At 34.8% G+C, this 14,721-nt stretch carries 18 protein-coding genes; 10 read left to right on the top strand and 8 right to left on the bottom strand.

The window, feature by feature from the left end; all coding sequences use genetic code 11:
• Positions 1–30 precede the first annotated feature (30 nt).
• The 8 genes from pelA (at position 31) to M4I44_RS17485 (ending at position 8,242) form a co-directional block, all read left to right on the top strand.
• Positions 31–2,055 (top strand): pectate lyase, encoded by a 2,025-nt coding sequence (pelA, locus tag M4I44_RS17515; RefSeq protein ID WP_249965563.1) that lies wholly within the window; start codon positions 31–33, stop codon positions 2,053–2,055.
• 56 nt (positions 2,056–2,111) lie between these two features.
• Complete coding sequence (locus M4I44_RS17510; RefSeq protein ID WP_249965562.1) at positions 2,112–3,461, top strand: glycoside hydrolase family 28 protein; 1,350 nt, start codon at positions 2,112–2,114, stop codon at positions 3,459–3,461.
• Positions 3,462–3,520: 59 nt separating this feature from the next.
• Positions 3,521–4,267, top strand: coding sequence for a rhamnogalacturonan acetylesterase (locus tag M4I44_RS17505; RefSeq protein WP_249965561.1), 747 nt, complete (start codon positions 3,521–3,523; stop codon positions 4,265–4,267).
• A 205-nt stretch (positions 4,268–4,472) separates the two neighbouring features.
• Positions 4,473–5,006 carry a YcxB family protein gene (locus M4I44_RS22635; RefSeq protein ID WP_371922984.1) on the top strand — a complete coding sequence of 178 codons (534 nt, stop codon included), beginning with the start codon at positions 4,473–4,475 and terminating at the stop codon, positions 5,004–5,006.
• A gap of 445 nt (positions 5,007–5,451) precedes the next feature.
• On the top strand, positions 5,452–5,628 hold the full coding sequence (locus M4I44_RS17500; protein ID WP_017495627.1) for a histone H1-like protein Hc1: 177 nt from the start codon (positions 5,452–5,454) through the stop codon (positions 5,626–5,628).
• 334 nt (positions 5,629–5,962) lie between these two features.
• Entirely contained in the window at positions 5,963–6,865 is a 903-nt protein-coding gene (locus M4I44_RS17495) for a carbohydrate kinase family protein (protein WP_249965560.1), read from the top strand.
• Between the two features lie 353 nt (positions 6,866–7,218).
• Positions 7,219–7,632: a hypothetical protein gene (locus M4I44_RS17490; RefSeq protein ID WP_249965559.1), complete on the top strand. Its 414-nt coding sequence runs from the start codon at positions 7,219–7,221 to the stop codon at positions 7,630–7,632.
• A gap of 223 nt (positions 7,633–7,855) precedes the next feature.
• Entirely contained in the window at positions 7,856–8,242 is a 387-nt protein-coding gene (locus tag M4I44_RS17485) for a helix-turn-helix domain-containing protein (RefSeq protein WP_017495631.1), read from the top strand.
• Positions 8,243–8,304: 62 nt separating this feature from the next.
• On the opposite strand, the gene M4I44_RS17480 is transcribed toward M4I44_RS17485, so the two are convergent.
• The 6 genes from M4I44_RS17480 to M4I44_RS17460 all read right to left on the bottom strand — a co-directional run bounded on the left by M4I44_RS17480 (position 8,305) and on the right by M4I44_RS17460 (position 11,686).
• Positions 8,305–8,637, bottom strand: a complete 333-nt coding sequence (locus tag M4I44_RS17480) for a YegP family protein (protein ID WP_017495632.1) — start codon at positions 8,635–8,637, stop codon at positions 8,305–8,307.
• A 211-nt stretch (positions 8,638–8,848) separates the two neighbouring features.
• A complete protein-coding gene (locus tag M4I44_RS17475) occupies positions 8,849–9,409 on the bottom strand; it encodes a DUF2911 domain-containing protein (protein ID WP_017495633.1) in 561 nt (186 codons plus the stop codon).
• A 125-nt stretch (positions 9,410–9,534) separates the two neighbouring features.
• Complete coding sequence (locus M4I44_RS22630; protein WP_371922983.1) at positions 9,535–9,660, bottom strand: SDR family oxidoreductase; 126 nt, start codon at positions 9,658–9,660, stop codon at positions 9,535–9,537.
• Between the two features lie 80 nt (positions 9,661–9,740).
• Positions 9,741–10,346, bottom strand: a complete 606-nt coding sequence (locus M4I44_RS17470) for an SDR family NAD(P)-dependent oxidoreductase (protein ID WP_371922982.1) — start codon at positions 10,344–10,346, stop codon at positions 9,741–9,743.
• A gap of 43 nt (positions 10,347–10,389) precedes the next feature.
• Positions 10,390–10,896: a YhcH/YjgK/YiaL family protein gene (locus M4I44_RS17465; RefSeq protein ID WP_249965558.1), complete on the bottom strand. Its 507-nt coding sequence runs from the start codon at positions 10,894–10,896 to the stop codon at positions 10,390–10,392.
• A 415-nt stretch (positions 10,897–11,311) separates the two neighbouring features.
• Positions 11,312–11,686 (bottom strand): YdeI family protein, encoded by a 375-nt coding sequence (locus M4I44_RS17460; RefSeq protein ID WP_249965557.1) that lies wholly within the window; start codon positions 11,684–11,686, stop codon positions 11,312–11,314.
• Between the two features lie 329 nt (positions 11,687–12,015).
• Here M4I44_RS17460 and M4I44_RS17455 point away from each other — a divergent pair, with 329 nt between their 5' ends.
• Positions 12,016–12,390, top strand: coding sequence for an STAS/SEC14 domain-containing protein (locus M4I44_RS17455; protein ID WP_017495637.1), 375 nt, complete (start codon positions 12,016–12,018; stop codon positions 12,388–12,390).
• 125 nt (positions 12,391–12,515) lie between these two features.
• Here the strand turns inward: M4I44_RS17455 and M4I44_RS17450 are convergent, their stop codons facing one another.
• The gene (locus tag M4I44_RS17450; RefSeq protein ID WP_017495638.1) at positions 12,516–12,785 is read right to left on the bottom strand and encodes a hypothetical protein; all 270 of its coding nucleotides are present in this window, start codon (positions 12,783–12,785) and stop codon (positions 12,516–12,518) included.
• Positions 12,786–13,299: 514 nt separating this feature from the next.
• Positions 13,300–14,217 carry a DsbA family protein gene (locus M4I44_RS17445; RefSeq protein ID WP_249965556.1) on the bottom strand — a complete coding sequence of 306 codons (918 nt, stop codon included), beginning with the start codon at positions 14,215–14,217 and terminating at the stop codon, positions 13,300–13,302.
• 164 nt (positions 14,218–14,381) lie between these two features.
• Between M4I44_RS17445 and M4I44_RS17440 the strand changes: the two genes are divergently transcribed.
• Positions 14,382–14,699, top strand: a complete 318-nt coding sequence (locus M4I44_RS17440; RefSeq protein WP_249965555.1) for a helix-turn-helix domain-containing protein — start codon at positions 14,382–14,384, stop codon at positions 14,697–14,699.
• The last annotated feature ends 22 nt before the right edge of the window (positions 14,700–14,721 follow it).

The following is a 14,721-nucleotide window of genomic DNA, read 5'->3' as shown; positions in this document are numbered from 1 at the left end:
TGGATTAGAATAACAAAATAAAATTTTAAAATGATTAAGTTAAAAAATATTCTGTTGCTTTTTGGTATGGCTCTGAGTTTTGGTATTCAGGCACAGAACACCTATAAAAACTGGCCAGATATCATTCGGAAAAATGATGCAGCCTGGTTTGGTACCGATGAAGCCAAAAATATAGCAGAGAATGTACTGCTCTACCAAAGAGAGATAGGCGGGTGGCCCAAGAACATTCAGATGCAGAATGAATTAACGCCGGAGCAGAAAAAGGATTTACTGAAGCTTAAAAAAACAACTGCAGAAACGACTACAGACAATGGAGCAACGTGTCAGGAGATGCTTTTCATGTCTAAAATGTACGCGCAGGTAAAAGACGACCGATACAAAGAATCGTTTTTAAACGGATTGGATTATTTGTTAGAAGCCCAATATAAAAATGGGGGATGGCCTCAGTTTTACCCTTTAAAAAAAGGCTATTACACGCACATCACATACAATGATGATTCGATGGTGAATATCCTGAACATTATACGTCAGGTAAGCGAAGAAACCGATTATTTTAGTATAAAACCGTCTAAAGCAATTGTCGAAAAAGCGAAAGAATCTTTCCGAAAAGGAATAGATTGTATTTTAAAAACACAATACAAACAGAATGGTACTTTAACGGCCTGGTGCGCACAACATGATGAGGTTACTTTAGCACCTGCAAACGCAAGAGCATTCGAACTGGCATCGTTAAGCGGTTCTGAATCCGCAAAAATTGTATTGCTTTTAATGTCGATCGAAAAACCTTCTCCTGAAATTATTACAGCGGTACAAAGCGCAAAACTTTGGTTTGAAAAAACAAAAATCACCAACCTGGAAGAAAAGCGTGTTTTAAACGATGCCGGAAAAGTGATCGATAAAAAAATGATCGTAACGCAAAATGCAGCCCCAATCTGGGCGAGATTTATGGATCTTTCTACCAATGAGCCTTTCTTTTGTGATCGTGACGGAATCCGAAAAAAATCAATAGAGGAAATTGGTGCCGAAAGACGAAACGGCTATTCCTGGTATTCAGACTCACCCAAAGAAGTACTTAAAAAATACACCGCCTGGGCTGTAAAAAACGGAGTAAAAATAACGTCTAAAGAATCTTCAGATACCCAAAAAAGTAACCGGATTATCGTGGCTTTAGACGGTTCGGGAGATTTTACAAAAATTCAGGATGCCATAAATGCGTGCCCTTCTTTTCCTTATGAAAAGGTAACTGTTTTTGTGAAAAACGGAATTTACAAGGAGAAAATCCGTATTCCGGAATGGAACAGTCAAGTGGCTTTAATTGGTGAAAGCAAAGAAAATACCATCATTACTTTTGATGATAACTTCTCTAAGATTAACGTGGGGAGAAACAGCACTTTTCATACCTATACCCTTTTAGTGGAAGGCGATGATTTTTCGGCATCCAATTTAACGATTAAAAATGCTTCAGGTGATAACGGTCAGGCCATTGCACTGTCTATTGTAGCAAACAGAGTTCAGATTTCAAACTGTTTAATTCTCGGAAATCAGGATACGCTCTATTTGTCCGGAAAAGAAGCCAAACACTACATTAAAGACAGTTACATCGAAGGAACAACCGATTTTATTTTCGGAAGCGCAACGGCTCTATTTGAGAATTGCGAGATTCACAGTATCAAAAACTCCTATATTACTGCTGCTTCAACACCTGAAGGAACCGCTTTTGGATTTGTTTTTAAAAATTGCAAACTCACAGCAGAGCCGGCAGCAACAGCAGTTTATCTGGGCAGACCTTGGCGTATCTATGCCAAAACCGTTTATATGAACTGTGACTTGGGAAAGCATATCAGACCGGAAGGCTGGGAAAATTGGTCAAAACCCGAAGCGGAAAAAACGGCTTTTTATGCCGAATACAATTGTAAAGGTGAAGGAGCTCAAAATGCAAAAAGAGTGTCTTGGTCACATCAGCTTACAAAAAAAGAAGCTGAAAACTACAGCACAGAAAATATTCTAAAAGACTCAATTCCAAATTGGTATTCAGGTCATACAACTATAAAGTAGTAGGTAAAAGGCTTAGAACCTAAGAACCTTAGTAGCTCAGAACCTTAAAAAAAATCATGACTTTTAAGCACTTCATTTTTCTATTCCTTTCCTGGGCTTCTTTTGCTCAGAGCACTGAATTTCCATCGACAAAGGTTGACTCAATTGTCAATAGAATTCAGCTTCCCGTAATTCCTTCGTATCAAATTAATGTTATAAAGTTGGGAGCAAAGGGTGATTCCATTACCAATAACAAACCTTTCTTTGACAAAGCAATGGCTTTGTGTAAAAAGAATAAGGGTGGGACAATCATTGTTCCAAAAGGAATTTATAAAATCAATGGTCCGATTCATTTTGTGAGTAATGTCAATCTTAAATTAGAAAAAGGAGCAAAAATTAAATTCAGCGATACTCCGACAGATTATCTACCAATGGTTTTAACGAGTTGGGAAGGAACGATGTTGTACAATTACAGTCCGTTGATTTATGCTAATGAATGTTCGAATATAGCCATAACAGGAGAAGGAACGATAGACGGTAACGGAGGTAAAATCTGGAAAAGTTTTAAAGCAAAAGAAGGCGCCGGAAAAAACAGAAGTCGTGAAATGAACCATAGTAGTACACCTTTTGAGGATAGGAAATTTGGAGAAGGGTACTTTTTGCGTCCGCAGATGATTCAGTTTTTAAATTGTAAAAACATTTTGGTTGAAAATATTCATATTGAAAATTCTCCTTTTTGGTGTTTGCATTTATTGAAATCGCAAAGCATTACAGTGCGTGGTGTGCATTACAAATCATTGAATCATAATAACGATGGAATCGACCCCGAGTATGCAAAAGACGTTTTAATTGAAAATGTGACCTTTGATAATGGCGATGATAATATAGCCATAAAAGCCGGAAGAGATCATGAAGGAAGAGCTAATTCGGCTACTCCAAGCGAGAATATTGTCATTAGAAATTGCAAGTTTAAAGGACTTCATGGAGTAGTGATTGGGAGCGAAATGTCGGCGGGAGTTCAGAATGTATTCGTCGAAAATTGTGAAACGGCAGGCTATTTAAAACGAGGCATTTATTTGAAAACCAATGCTGACCGAGGCGGTTTCATCAGGAATGTTTTTGTGCGAAATATAAAACTGGATGAAGTCGAGGATTGTTTGTATATCACAGCCAATTATCACGGAGAAGGAAGCGACTTTCAATCTGAGATTTCAAATATTTCATTCTCGAATATTATCTGCAACAAGGCCACAGCATCCGGAATTGTAATTCAGGGGTTTCCGGATAAAAAAGTACGTAACATCTCGTTTAATGGTATCAATATCAAGTGGGCAAAGAATGCTATTTCAAGCGAAAATGCCAAAGATGTATTGCTCAACGAAGTAGTTATCGGAGAAAAAGCAACGGTGCCAACGGCAGCGAAATAGTTTTTTTTTAGAGGTTCTGAGTTGCTAAGATTTTTTTAAAAGAGTTAAATGTTAATCAAATGACTAAATATTATCTGCTAATTATCTGTTTATTTTCAGTGGCTTGTTTCGCTCAGAAAACAACACTTTATACTATTGGAGATTCTACAATGGCCAACAAAAAAGATCCCGAACGCAATCCGGAACACGGCTGGGCACAGGTTTTACAGCCTTTCTTTACCGAAAATATTATGGTTGAAAATAAAGCCGTAAACGGTCGCAGTACTAAAAGTTTTATCAATGAAAAACGATGGGATTCGATTTATAAAAAACTCAAAAAAGGAGATTACGTTTTCATCGAGTTTGGCCATAATGACGAAAAAATCGAAGATTCAACCCGATATACCAACCCTCACACAGGTTATCGGTATAACCTGATTAAGTTTGTAAAAGAGAGTAGAGAAAAAGGAGCAACACCTGTTTTATTGACTTCTATCGCGAGACGTAATTTTAATGATAAAGGAGTTTTAATACCCACACACGGTGATTATCCTTTAATAACCAGACTGGTGGCGCAAGAATTTAAAGTTCCTTTTATTGATCTTGAATATTTTACAGAAATATTAGAACAAACCTACGGCCCCGAAAAATCGAAACTGCTGCATTTGCATTTTAAAGTCGGTGAAAACTCCTATTACGATAAAGATAAAAATGATGATACCCATTTGTCATTAAAAGGAGCCACAGAAATTGCCAAAATTGTAATCAATCAAATTAAAGCAGCAACAGATCCTGTTCTGGCTGCATTAAAAAAAGGAATTAAATAAGAGACGTATGCAAAAAAGGTTCTCGTAGACAGCTTAATTTCATATTTGTCTTATTACGATAGTTTTATGGCTTATTGAGGTGCTTGAAAAAAAATGTTACAATTAAATTTGCTGCATACTTTATTACTTCTTCATTATTTTTTAAGAAGAGAAGAGGGAGTGTAAAAATGTATCATTTATTAATAAGTAACATTGGTAACAGCATATGGGCACCTCTACTTTTTCATTGGAGTTTGATTTGAATATTGCAGAGATACGTAATTTGCATAAGATGTACTTCAAAGATCTGTACAAGCAAAGAGTAATGTTTCTTTTAGCAGTGACTTTAGTGGTCTTTGTTTATTCAGATTGGAAAGGGAACAATGATTTTTTTCAATGGATTATAAAAGACTTGTTTTTAGTGATCCTTTTTTTAGTTTTTCATTATCCAATAGTAAATACAATTTGCAAAGTAACATTTCGATTGGTCAGAAAATTGCTAAAATTTGATCGTTTTTCACGTCAGTACAAATTTAGTTTTACGAATTCATTTATAGAGGTTCATTCCCCTTTGGGCGGATTTACTCATAGATGGTGCCAGATAGAGAAGGCAATCCTCACTAAGGACTATTTTCTGTTATATATTAAAGATAAGAATGGTTACATTATTTCAATTTCAAACAAAGAGAATTGCAGTAAAAAAATAGAAAAATTAATTGAATTTATTGATTGCAATGTTACCCGGGTAGAAAGAATTTGATTGATGGGGAAGAGATTTTTTTAGTAAAAGTAAAAGCTGAAATAAGGAAATAAACCATTTTTCATAGTTGGAGTCTGGTAGGACAAATACCTTCATTTTTGAAGCCTTTTAAGTCGAATCTGGCGCACATTTGACTTATTTTCGTCAAAAAAAGCAGAATTACAATTGCGGAAAGGAATAAAAATCTAGTTTTTTGATGTATTTTGAAGCTGCAAAATGAAATTTTATTGAAAAAACTTCGGAATGCCTTACAGGGCAGGAGTTATTAGGGTTGGGAAATAAAATATTGACTATTAGTTTGTTGTGAAAAATGAAATGCAAAAAACTAAAAAAGTAAATTTATCGTTAAGTCAGAGACCTAAAAATGAGGATAAATTTAACAGCAAATGTGTTGTAACTCCCATTCAAACTTCTATTTTTGCGACTTAATTTAATAATTATAAGCATGAACGATCTATTAGTAAAAATCAACGCCGAAATTGAAACATTTAAAGCAGAGGCTGAATCATTAACTGAAAAAGGTGTTAAAGCTGCTGGACCAAGAGCGCGTAAATCTACTTTAGAAATTGAAAAACTTTTAAAAGAGTTTAGAAAAGTTTCTATCGAAGAATCTAAAAAATAATATTTTTTTTCGAAAGAAAAAGACCTCGCTTAATGAACTTTAAGCGAGGTTTTTTTATGGGAAAATTTTAGAAAGATTTTTTATTATAAAATTGTTCAGGATTAACAAAAAAAGGAAGACTGATAAAGTTTTTAATAACAGTGTCAACTTTCAAATCTTCCTGATTCTTATTTTAAATCAGCCAACAGTTTTTAGTATTGCCCCGATCAAAGTTTAATTTTATAGTTGTATTTTAGACACAGCGGTAAAAAGAGTTAGATAATCTTCTTTTTAGGAAAAAAAATCAACATTACCGTGTGTTAAACAGACTTGCTAATATAAAATTGTTTTTAGAATGAGTAACGGAAAAAGTCTAAAGGCAGTCGCCTACGGAGAAGTACTTTGGGATGTTTTTGCTGCAGAAAAAAAGATTGGAGGCGCACCATTAAACGTTGCCCTGCGAATGCAATCGTTAGGATGCAATGCTGCAATGATTAGCTGTGTAGGAAGCGATGAAGACGGTGTTACCATTATTAATCATATAAAAAATCTTGGACTCGAAGCAGAAGCGATAATCAAGTCAGAAGATTTTCCGACTGGTCTGGTTCATGTGACCCTGAACGAGAAAGGATCGGCGAGTTACGTCATTCATTATCCGGCGGCCTGGGATAAGATCGTTTTGAGTGATTTTGCCAGAAGTTTGGCAGTAAATGCCGATGTTTTGATTTTTGGAAGTTTAGTTTGTCGGGATGAGGTATCGAGGAAATCTCTGGAAGAATTATTACGGACAAATGTTTATAAAGTTTTTGATGTCAATTTAAGAAAGCCTCATTATTCCTATGAGATTTTAGAACAGTTGATGCATGCCGCCAGTTTTATAAAGTTTAATGATGAAGAATTATTAGAAGTTTCCGCAGCACTGCATTCGCCTTTTACCACACTGGAAGAGAATATTTATTTTATTGCAGAGAAAACGGGTACCAATGCTATTTGTGTAACCAGAGGGCAATATGGTGCAGTATTGCTTTGGGAAAATCAATTGTATGAGAATTACGGTTATACTGTAAAAGTTGTTGATACAGTAGGGGCTGGGGATTCTTTTTTAGCCGCTTTAATTACTTCATTGCTCACCGGAGAAAAGCCCCAGGACGCAATTGATTTTGCTTGCGCTGTAGGCGCCTTGGTTGCTGCGTCACCCGGTGCCAATCCCGAGATTCCGCTTTCAAAAATTGAAAGCCTCCTGATTGGGACAATTTAATTCTAAGAAGATAAATAGTAAGCCCTTAAACAAATTTTGATTAAGGGCTTTTTTGTTTTTAACCTTAAGAAGAAAAATGAAATTTAATAGAGGAAAAATCAACGGTCTGCACTATTGAATATAGGTAAAAATTGATATTTTAGAATTAATTACAACAGTTAGTTATATTCTATAAGGAGGTTTGTAAGAAAGAAAATACATAGAATGCGTAATATTGCGAAAGAGAGTTTTATTCAAAAAAAAGAGACCGCTAGTGGTTGCTTTTTTAGGAATATAAACCACTTTTAATTATCGCTGAATTTGGTGTTCAGCTTAATTATTTCTTGTCTTTTATTAATAATCTTTAAATTACTATGTTCATTACCCTTACTCAGGATCAGGTTCAGTTTCAGTATGGTTCAAAACGATGGCAATACTGTTTTAATGAAATTACAGAACTTGGTTTACTCAAAAAAAAGAAGACCTATCTTCTTGAAAACGGAGTTTTTACTCTGACTACCGCTTTGGCTTATTATTGTATGTTTTTTTCCAATTTAAATGACTTGTATTATATCGGCCCCACGATTATAGTATATGCTGTTCTTATCATTTTAAGATTCTATAATACTTTTGAATTTGACTATTATGTCATTGTAAAAGATGTATATAAAAAAGAAATTAAAGTGAAAATTAAGGTTTTAGACCGTCACGAAATCGGGAAACAGGTCGATGAGTTTCTACACCTGAATTTTAACAGACTTTTGAAGAAAACGAAAACAAATCTATAAAAATTAATAATGTTATTAGATGAAATTTCCCAAAATGATCTTGTGGTTATAGCCTTTGCCATACTTTATGGTTTTATTATTACCACCAGGAAAAAATGAAAATCTGCTGCTTCATAAACCTACCATTGAAGTAGTATGATCGCATACTAAAAAAGTATGGCTGTAATACTATAAGTTTAATAGCGGTTGGTTTTTAGCGATACAAAATACCCCAAATAAAATTATGACCTCTTCGATAAAAAGTAAAATAAAAAGCATAAGAGAACTAAAAAATTACACGCAGGAATATATGGCAGATCAGTTAGGTGTTACACAGGCAGGATATAGTAAAATTGAGAAAGGAAAAACGATTCTTTCGTATGAAAAATTGGTTGAAATAGCCAGAATTTTGGAGGTTAGTGTAGAAGACGTAATCAGTTTTGACAGTCAGAGATACTTCAATAGTTTTAATAAAGTGAGAGGAAACAATAATGGAAGTATTCAGATTAATTCGGATAATAGTGCAGCTTTAAAAGCTCTGTATGAAGATAAAATTGTACTTTTAGAGAAATTGTTAAGCAAAACGGAAGAAGAGTTACGTCGTTATAAAGAAAAATTTGGAGAGATTTAGTCTAAGGAAATGGAAAAGAAATGGGGCTCAGTAGCCCCATTTCTTATTATTTTGTACCGCAGTTATGCAGTTTGATCGTCTGTAGAAGCTTCGGGTGCGTTTGTTTTTACCGATGCTATTCCGTTATCTCGGGCGCTGGTACTTTCATACATTTCGCTTGCTCCAATAATCTGACCGTTACTGGCTTTTAAGTTGAAATAAGGTTTTCCGCTTTTGGATTCCAGTCTGTCAAATCTTCCGTCGTCCTGCGAATTTGTTTTAACAGACTCAATTCCGTTTAAGCAGGCCGCTTTGGTAGTATAACCTTCACTTGTTAGAATAGTTTGCCCATTACCAGCTTTTAAATTAAATTGAAATTCACCATTGGCTCTCTTAGTAATTACAAATTTTCCCATCTATTTTTTGATTAAGTTAAAAATTAAATTCATTGATATTCATAAAAATACAAAACTTCATCGTATAAAGTATAACCGGATGAAAAATAAATTTGTGGGAACTAAGTCATAATAATTTTTCTCTTTTTCACCATTTCTGTTTTGTGTTGAAGCATAAAAAAAGAGACACCATTTGGTATCTCTTTATTGCTGTCGCTAATTGTGCAGACTATTATTTTATTGTGATTGGAACTTCAACAGTTGTTTTGTCCCAGCCAATTACCAAATTCGTTACGGAACCCTGAGTAGTAAAAGCAATAGATAAGGCCTCAATTGTGTTGGATACTGGTTTTACAGGAACACTTACTCTTGCAATATCCTTACTTTCGTCATACGCATAAGCACCCCATAAATCGATTTCTTTATTGATAATGATGGTCCATTTGTCTTTTTCAGGAATAGCAAATAAACTGTAAGTTCCGGCAGGAATATTTACTCCGCCAATAGTAACCGGTTTGTAAAATTTGATTTCGGTATTTTCGTTAGCACCTACACGCCAAACTTCACCAAACTTAATCAATTCACCAAAAATAGCGCGTCCCTTAACTGAAGGTCTTGAATAAATAACCTTAACTGTCGGAGCCGGATTATCGGTTTTCTTGAATTTTACCGCTTTGTTTGGAGAATACGCAATATCAACCGGACTCGCATCCAAAGGAGCAAATTTAACGTCTTGTGCATTAACTGAAAAAGCTGTCAATAAGACAATTACCAATAAATTAATTTTTTTCATAGTTAGAATAGTTTTTAAGTGTTCACACAAAGTAAGAAAATCCTAAACAGAAATCATATAGTTTTTTTTCTTTTTTTGTTAATGATTTGGTAATACGATAGGATTGATAATGTTCTATTTTCGTTTTAAATACTTGCTGCTGCAAATCCTCCGTCTACTTTTAGGATCGTTCCTGTTACAAATTTAGACAGGTCGCTGCATAAATATAAAAGAGCTCCGTTGACATCTTCGGGAGTACCAAATCTTCCCATTGGAGTATGTTCGATGATTTTTTCTCCCCTGGGCGTTAGTTTTCCTTCCGGAGTCAGTAAGAGAGAGCGGTTTTGTTCTCCTATGAAAACCCCGGTGAAATGGCATTGACACGTATTCCTTCACCATATTTAGTAGCCAGTTCTACTGCCATCCATTGTGTAAAATTGTCGATTGCTGCTTTAGAAGCGGCATATCCTACCACTCTTGTCAGAGGACGTTGTGCGGCTGCCGATGAGATGTTAATGATGTTTCCCTGTTTTTGTTGAGCAAAAAGTTCCGAAAATACTTGTGAAGGCAGCATAGTTCCGATAATATTCAGATCGATTACTTTTTGTAAGTCTGCGGTTTGAAGGTCGTAGATGGCCTGATCCGGGCTGATGGTAGCTCCAGGCATGTTTCCTCCTGCAGCATTGATTAGAATATCGAGACGACCGTATTTTTTTACAATAAAATCTTTAGCTTTTTCCAGTTCTTCTTTGTTTAAAACATTCGCCTGAATGGCAAAAGCTTTTCCACCATTGCTCTCTATTGCAGCTACGGTTGTATTGGCTTTTTCAATAGACTGGGAAACGATTCCGGTAATAACACCCTGTTCGGCCAGAACGTTAGCAAAGTTACTTCCCAGTACTCCGGCACCACCGGTAATTAATGCAATTTTTCCTTTTAGATTAAATATTGAATCCATGTAAAATTTTGTGATTAATAGTGTTTTGAATGGTATTCCTATTTTAAACTTTGACTTTAATAACAATTTTTTTAAGTGGACTTTCGCTTATCATTGCCGAGTGAACATCTTCGGGAAATAGAATTGTAAACTGTTTTTCCTGCAATTCGAAAAACATATCCGGTTTGTCGTAAAAGAAACGAACATCGCGTTCGTCACTGTATTCTCCGTTCGGACTAATACATTTTTCTCTGGGTTTCCAGGCAAAAGCTTCCGGCCCTTTGATCGGAATTTGGATGTCGATATTTTTATCGTGGCATTCAAACCCTTTTATACTTTCTTCTTTAGTGGTGCCTTCGCCAACAATTACAATTACTTTTAAGCCCTCGCCAATTTCAAAGGCTCCTTCTTCAAGAGTACTGATGTCGTTTTGGTTTACGTAATCAAATGCTTTTTTAAAATTAGGATGCAGGCCGTAGTATCTGGCTGCGTTTTGTAACGAATCTACAATCATTGTTATTTGTTTTTTTAGGTATTTTAAGTTTCCGAATGGATTGCCGAATGAATGCATTCGGATTTGATTTATGATTTATTTTTTACTTGATATGTTTTGTTTTAAAATACTGGTTATTAGTTTGTTATTGGTTTGTTTTGGTTTGATGGCAGTACTTGTCAAAAGCTCGTTTTTGGACTGTCAGTTCGTCTAAATACAAGTGTTTTTGAGACTGGAATATTTGTATTTATACTTGATGTAAAAGGGTTTAATGTGCTGATTTTTAATTTCTTGTTTTTGTATTGAGTGGTTTTTATTGGACAAGTTCCTGTTGCTTCCGCCAAAACTACTTACCGGAATGGTTGTGAACAGTAGCACTTTTTGAAGCCTAAAACTACAAATCAAATCGCATTTACCACTAAGAAAATGGTAGTAAAAATGTAAAAAAAATTGTTGTTTGACAATACTACGGAGAGACAGTTATTAAAGTTCTTTAAACCGATTCCCATTTGCCATTTTGCTTGGCGAGATCAATTGAAAGCTGACCGTATTCTGTCATTAAACCTTCTGCAATCATTCTTTCTGCCCGCTCTTTATTGGGTTGGCTCCATTTGCTTTTTTTGGCATTTCGTGGGGTAAATGTCAGATAATAACTTTCAGGATCCCGTTTCTTACACAAACTGTCAATCCACCCAAAACAGAGTGCTTCTTCTGTCGCTTCGATAAGATTTACACTTTCTGTTTTGCTTTTTTTGTGGTATAAAATCAACCAGATTGATTTTTCGATCTGACTGTTTTCCTGTAGCCAATCGCGCCATTCTTTTCGGGTTTTGGCATAAAGTGCTATTCTTCCATCTTTTGTTTCCATGAGTTTAGAATTGTCTGCGGACATAAATTTAATGAAATTTAATGGTAAAATGTGTAAAGTTTTAAGGATTCTAATCGTGTTTTGGAAACGGTACGTTTACGAATAAAACGGGAGTACTATTTTCAAAGGTTTAAAAAAATAGAAATTGTTTAATGAGTGTAAACCTTTGTAAATTTGTAACTTAGTAGTTCTTAGCTTTGATGAAATTTAAAACAATTAGAAGTGATACGATTTAAAGTGTGTTATGATTAGTGTTGGAAAGCTCTTCTGATGGACAGGTGAAAAAGATATAGAGATCAGGATTAATAACAATTTAAAATATAAATGCTATGATACATCAAATTGATACAACAGACAATATTGTCGCTTTTCGGGCATTGGCAGTGGTAACAAATGAAGATTTTCTAAGTGTCGTGATCCCCGCAGTGGAACATTTGGTAAAACAAACTAACGAAATCAATTTTTTATTGGTTTTGGATACAGACACTGAGGCTTCTACTTCAGGAGTATGGCTGCAAGATGCCTTGCTTGGTTTAAAACATCTTGGAAAATGGAACAGAGCCGCGATAATTACGGATTCGGAAGAGATTATTTCTTTTACTAATGGGTTTGGTTCTGTCATTCCCGGTGATTTTCTTGGCTTTAAAAAAGAATCTTTCAATAAAGCATTAAACTGGGTGGAAGGAAATATCAATATTCATTAGTTTTTATCAGATAAAAAAAAGCCCCGAATTCATGAAGTATCGCCAGATGAGACCAAGCAAAATTCATGAATTCGGGACTAAACTATTTGTGAGAGATTTCGAAATAGATCTGAAACAGACGAAATCTAATGATTGTATTCGATACCGCTGCTTACGTTAAGATCTCTTTTAGCTTTATTGTTTTTTGAAACTTGTTTGTAGCAAGCTGTAGCCAATAGAGGAATAGCCAGGCTTCCAACAACGGCAGCAGTTTTATCTTGTCCCGCTTTTTTCAAAATAGCACCCGCTACAAGAGTTCCTACACCTGCAAAAATTAAATTTTTTACAGAAAACTTAGAGGCTGGTTTTGGAGTAATTCCGTGTAATAGAGGATCTATAAAATTCAATTTTTCCATGATTATACTTATTTATTTAATTAAACTTTTTTGTTATTCATTCTGATGGTTCTTAACAATCAGTTTTGTTTTTATTATTTCATTTTTATTTTCTGACTTAACAATGCAAAAACACTTAGTTGAGCATACGCTCTAAAAACAAGCGAAAATCCTGCCAAATTGTTGCCATGTTACTTATTTAGCAAAATTTTATAATTCTAAGAAATGGTCTACGATCTATTTATAAGATCCTTTTCACATTATGGTCAGTTTGATACAAGTTGTTGTAAATGCAAATAATCAAATGATTTAAATTATGCTCTTTGTATGGCATAAATTTTCAATATTCGTTTTTACAGAACAAAATTGTTGATTTAAAATTACTCTATTTAAGTTTACTGATATTACATAGTTTTCCTCTTTTGTTACACAATTTTAGTACAAATAACCCTTTATAGAAAAAACCGCTAAGTTTTACTGCTTAGCGGCTATTGGCAATTTTATTGATTATTTGGATGATTGGTTTTTAAAGTGACTATTTTTTACCATATAGAACACCGTTTTTTACTGACTTTTTATTTAGTTCTCCTTTCTCAAATAATTGCTCCAGAATTGTATGGGCTTCGGCATAAGAAATATCCAGAATAACGGCATATTCTTTTGGTGCAAGAGTAGGATAAATTTCAAATAGAGCTAAAGGATGCTCATTTGCTATTTTTTTCTTTTTAGCGTCAGGAAACAGGGCTAATATTGCATTTTCATAAGAGGTATAAGGTTTAGAACCATAAACGGTTAATTGATTTTGATTCCCATCAGAGAAAAACAAAGTAGGGAAGCCTCGTACGCCAAGACTTCTGGCATAGTTCAGATCTTCCTGAAAAAGTATTTTTGCTTCTCCTTCGTAATCCCATTTTAATTTTTTGGTATCTAAACCGGAAAGTTCGGCCGCTTTAGAAATGTTTTCCCATTTTGCAATATTTTTCTTTTCGAGATACAATTTCTCCCTAAGAATCCGCATAAACTTTACCGCTTTATCTTTACTCTGAATTTGCGCTGCTTTCATGGCAATACAAGACGGATAGGAAGAATCGAGCGGGTCTTCGAGCCATACATTTCCATCGATAGGCATTTCATAGTACAAACTTGCTTCTTCCCAATGATGAGCGACATCTGACGGTTTACTGATTCCGCCACTATTGTAAGACCAATCTGGAAGTAAACCACCCATTCTATAATCAATATCGATATAATTGCCGTATTCGAGTTTTAGTTTTCTTAGCTGAGGTTCAATTCCCCAACAGGAAGAACAGATAGGATCAGTGTAATAAATAATTTTTATGGGTTTATCTGCTGTTGGAATGATGGCAGTTTCATTTGTTTTTTCGTGAATTGCCATTTCGCAGGTTCCCGTTTCAGGATCGCATAATAATGGATTTGTTTTGTCTGTACTCATTTTTGAATTTATTTGTGATTGACAGTTTGTACTGCAGATCAGAATTAATAATAGCGACAGTCTTTTCATAAATAACTGTTTTAGATTTACGCTTCGGTTTAAATTTTATAATTTTACTGTAAAGTTCGTCCATCTTTAATCACAAGTCAATTAGTCTAAAAAATATGACTACAGCAAATACATCAGAAACGGAGAATGAATGTCCCGCAGAAGGGCTTTTAAAATTGCTTTCGGGCAAGTGGAAACCGCAGATCTTTTTACTGGCCGTTAATGGTCCTTTGCGTTTCAACGGACTTTTAAGAGAACTTAAAGGAGCGAGCAAACAATCTGTTGCAACGGCACTTCGGGAACTGGAAGATTTTGGAATTCTGGACAAAAAAGTAGTTCGTTTAAAACCTTTACATATCGAATACCATCTTTCTGAAAAGGGAACATCATTAGTTCCGGTTTTTAAGCAATTGGAGATTTTCTCAAAAGAATAGAATAGTAAGTTTGGATAATTTT

This window comes from Flavobacterium sp. B183 (genome assembly GCF_023539155.1).
Classification (GTDB): Bacteria; Bacteroidota; Bacteroidia; order Flavobacteriales; family Flavobacteriaceae; genus Flavobacterium; species Flavobacterium tructae.
This window is presented reverse-complemented; position numbering and strand designations above follow the sequence as displayed.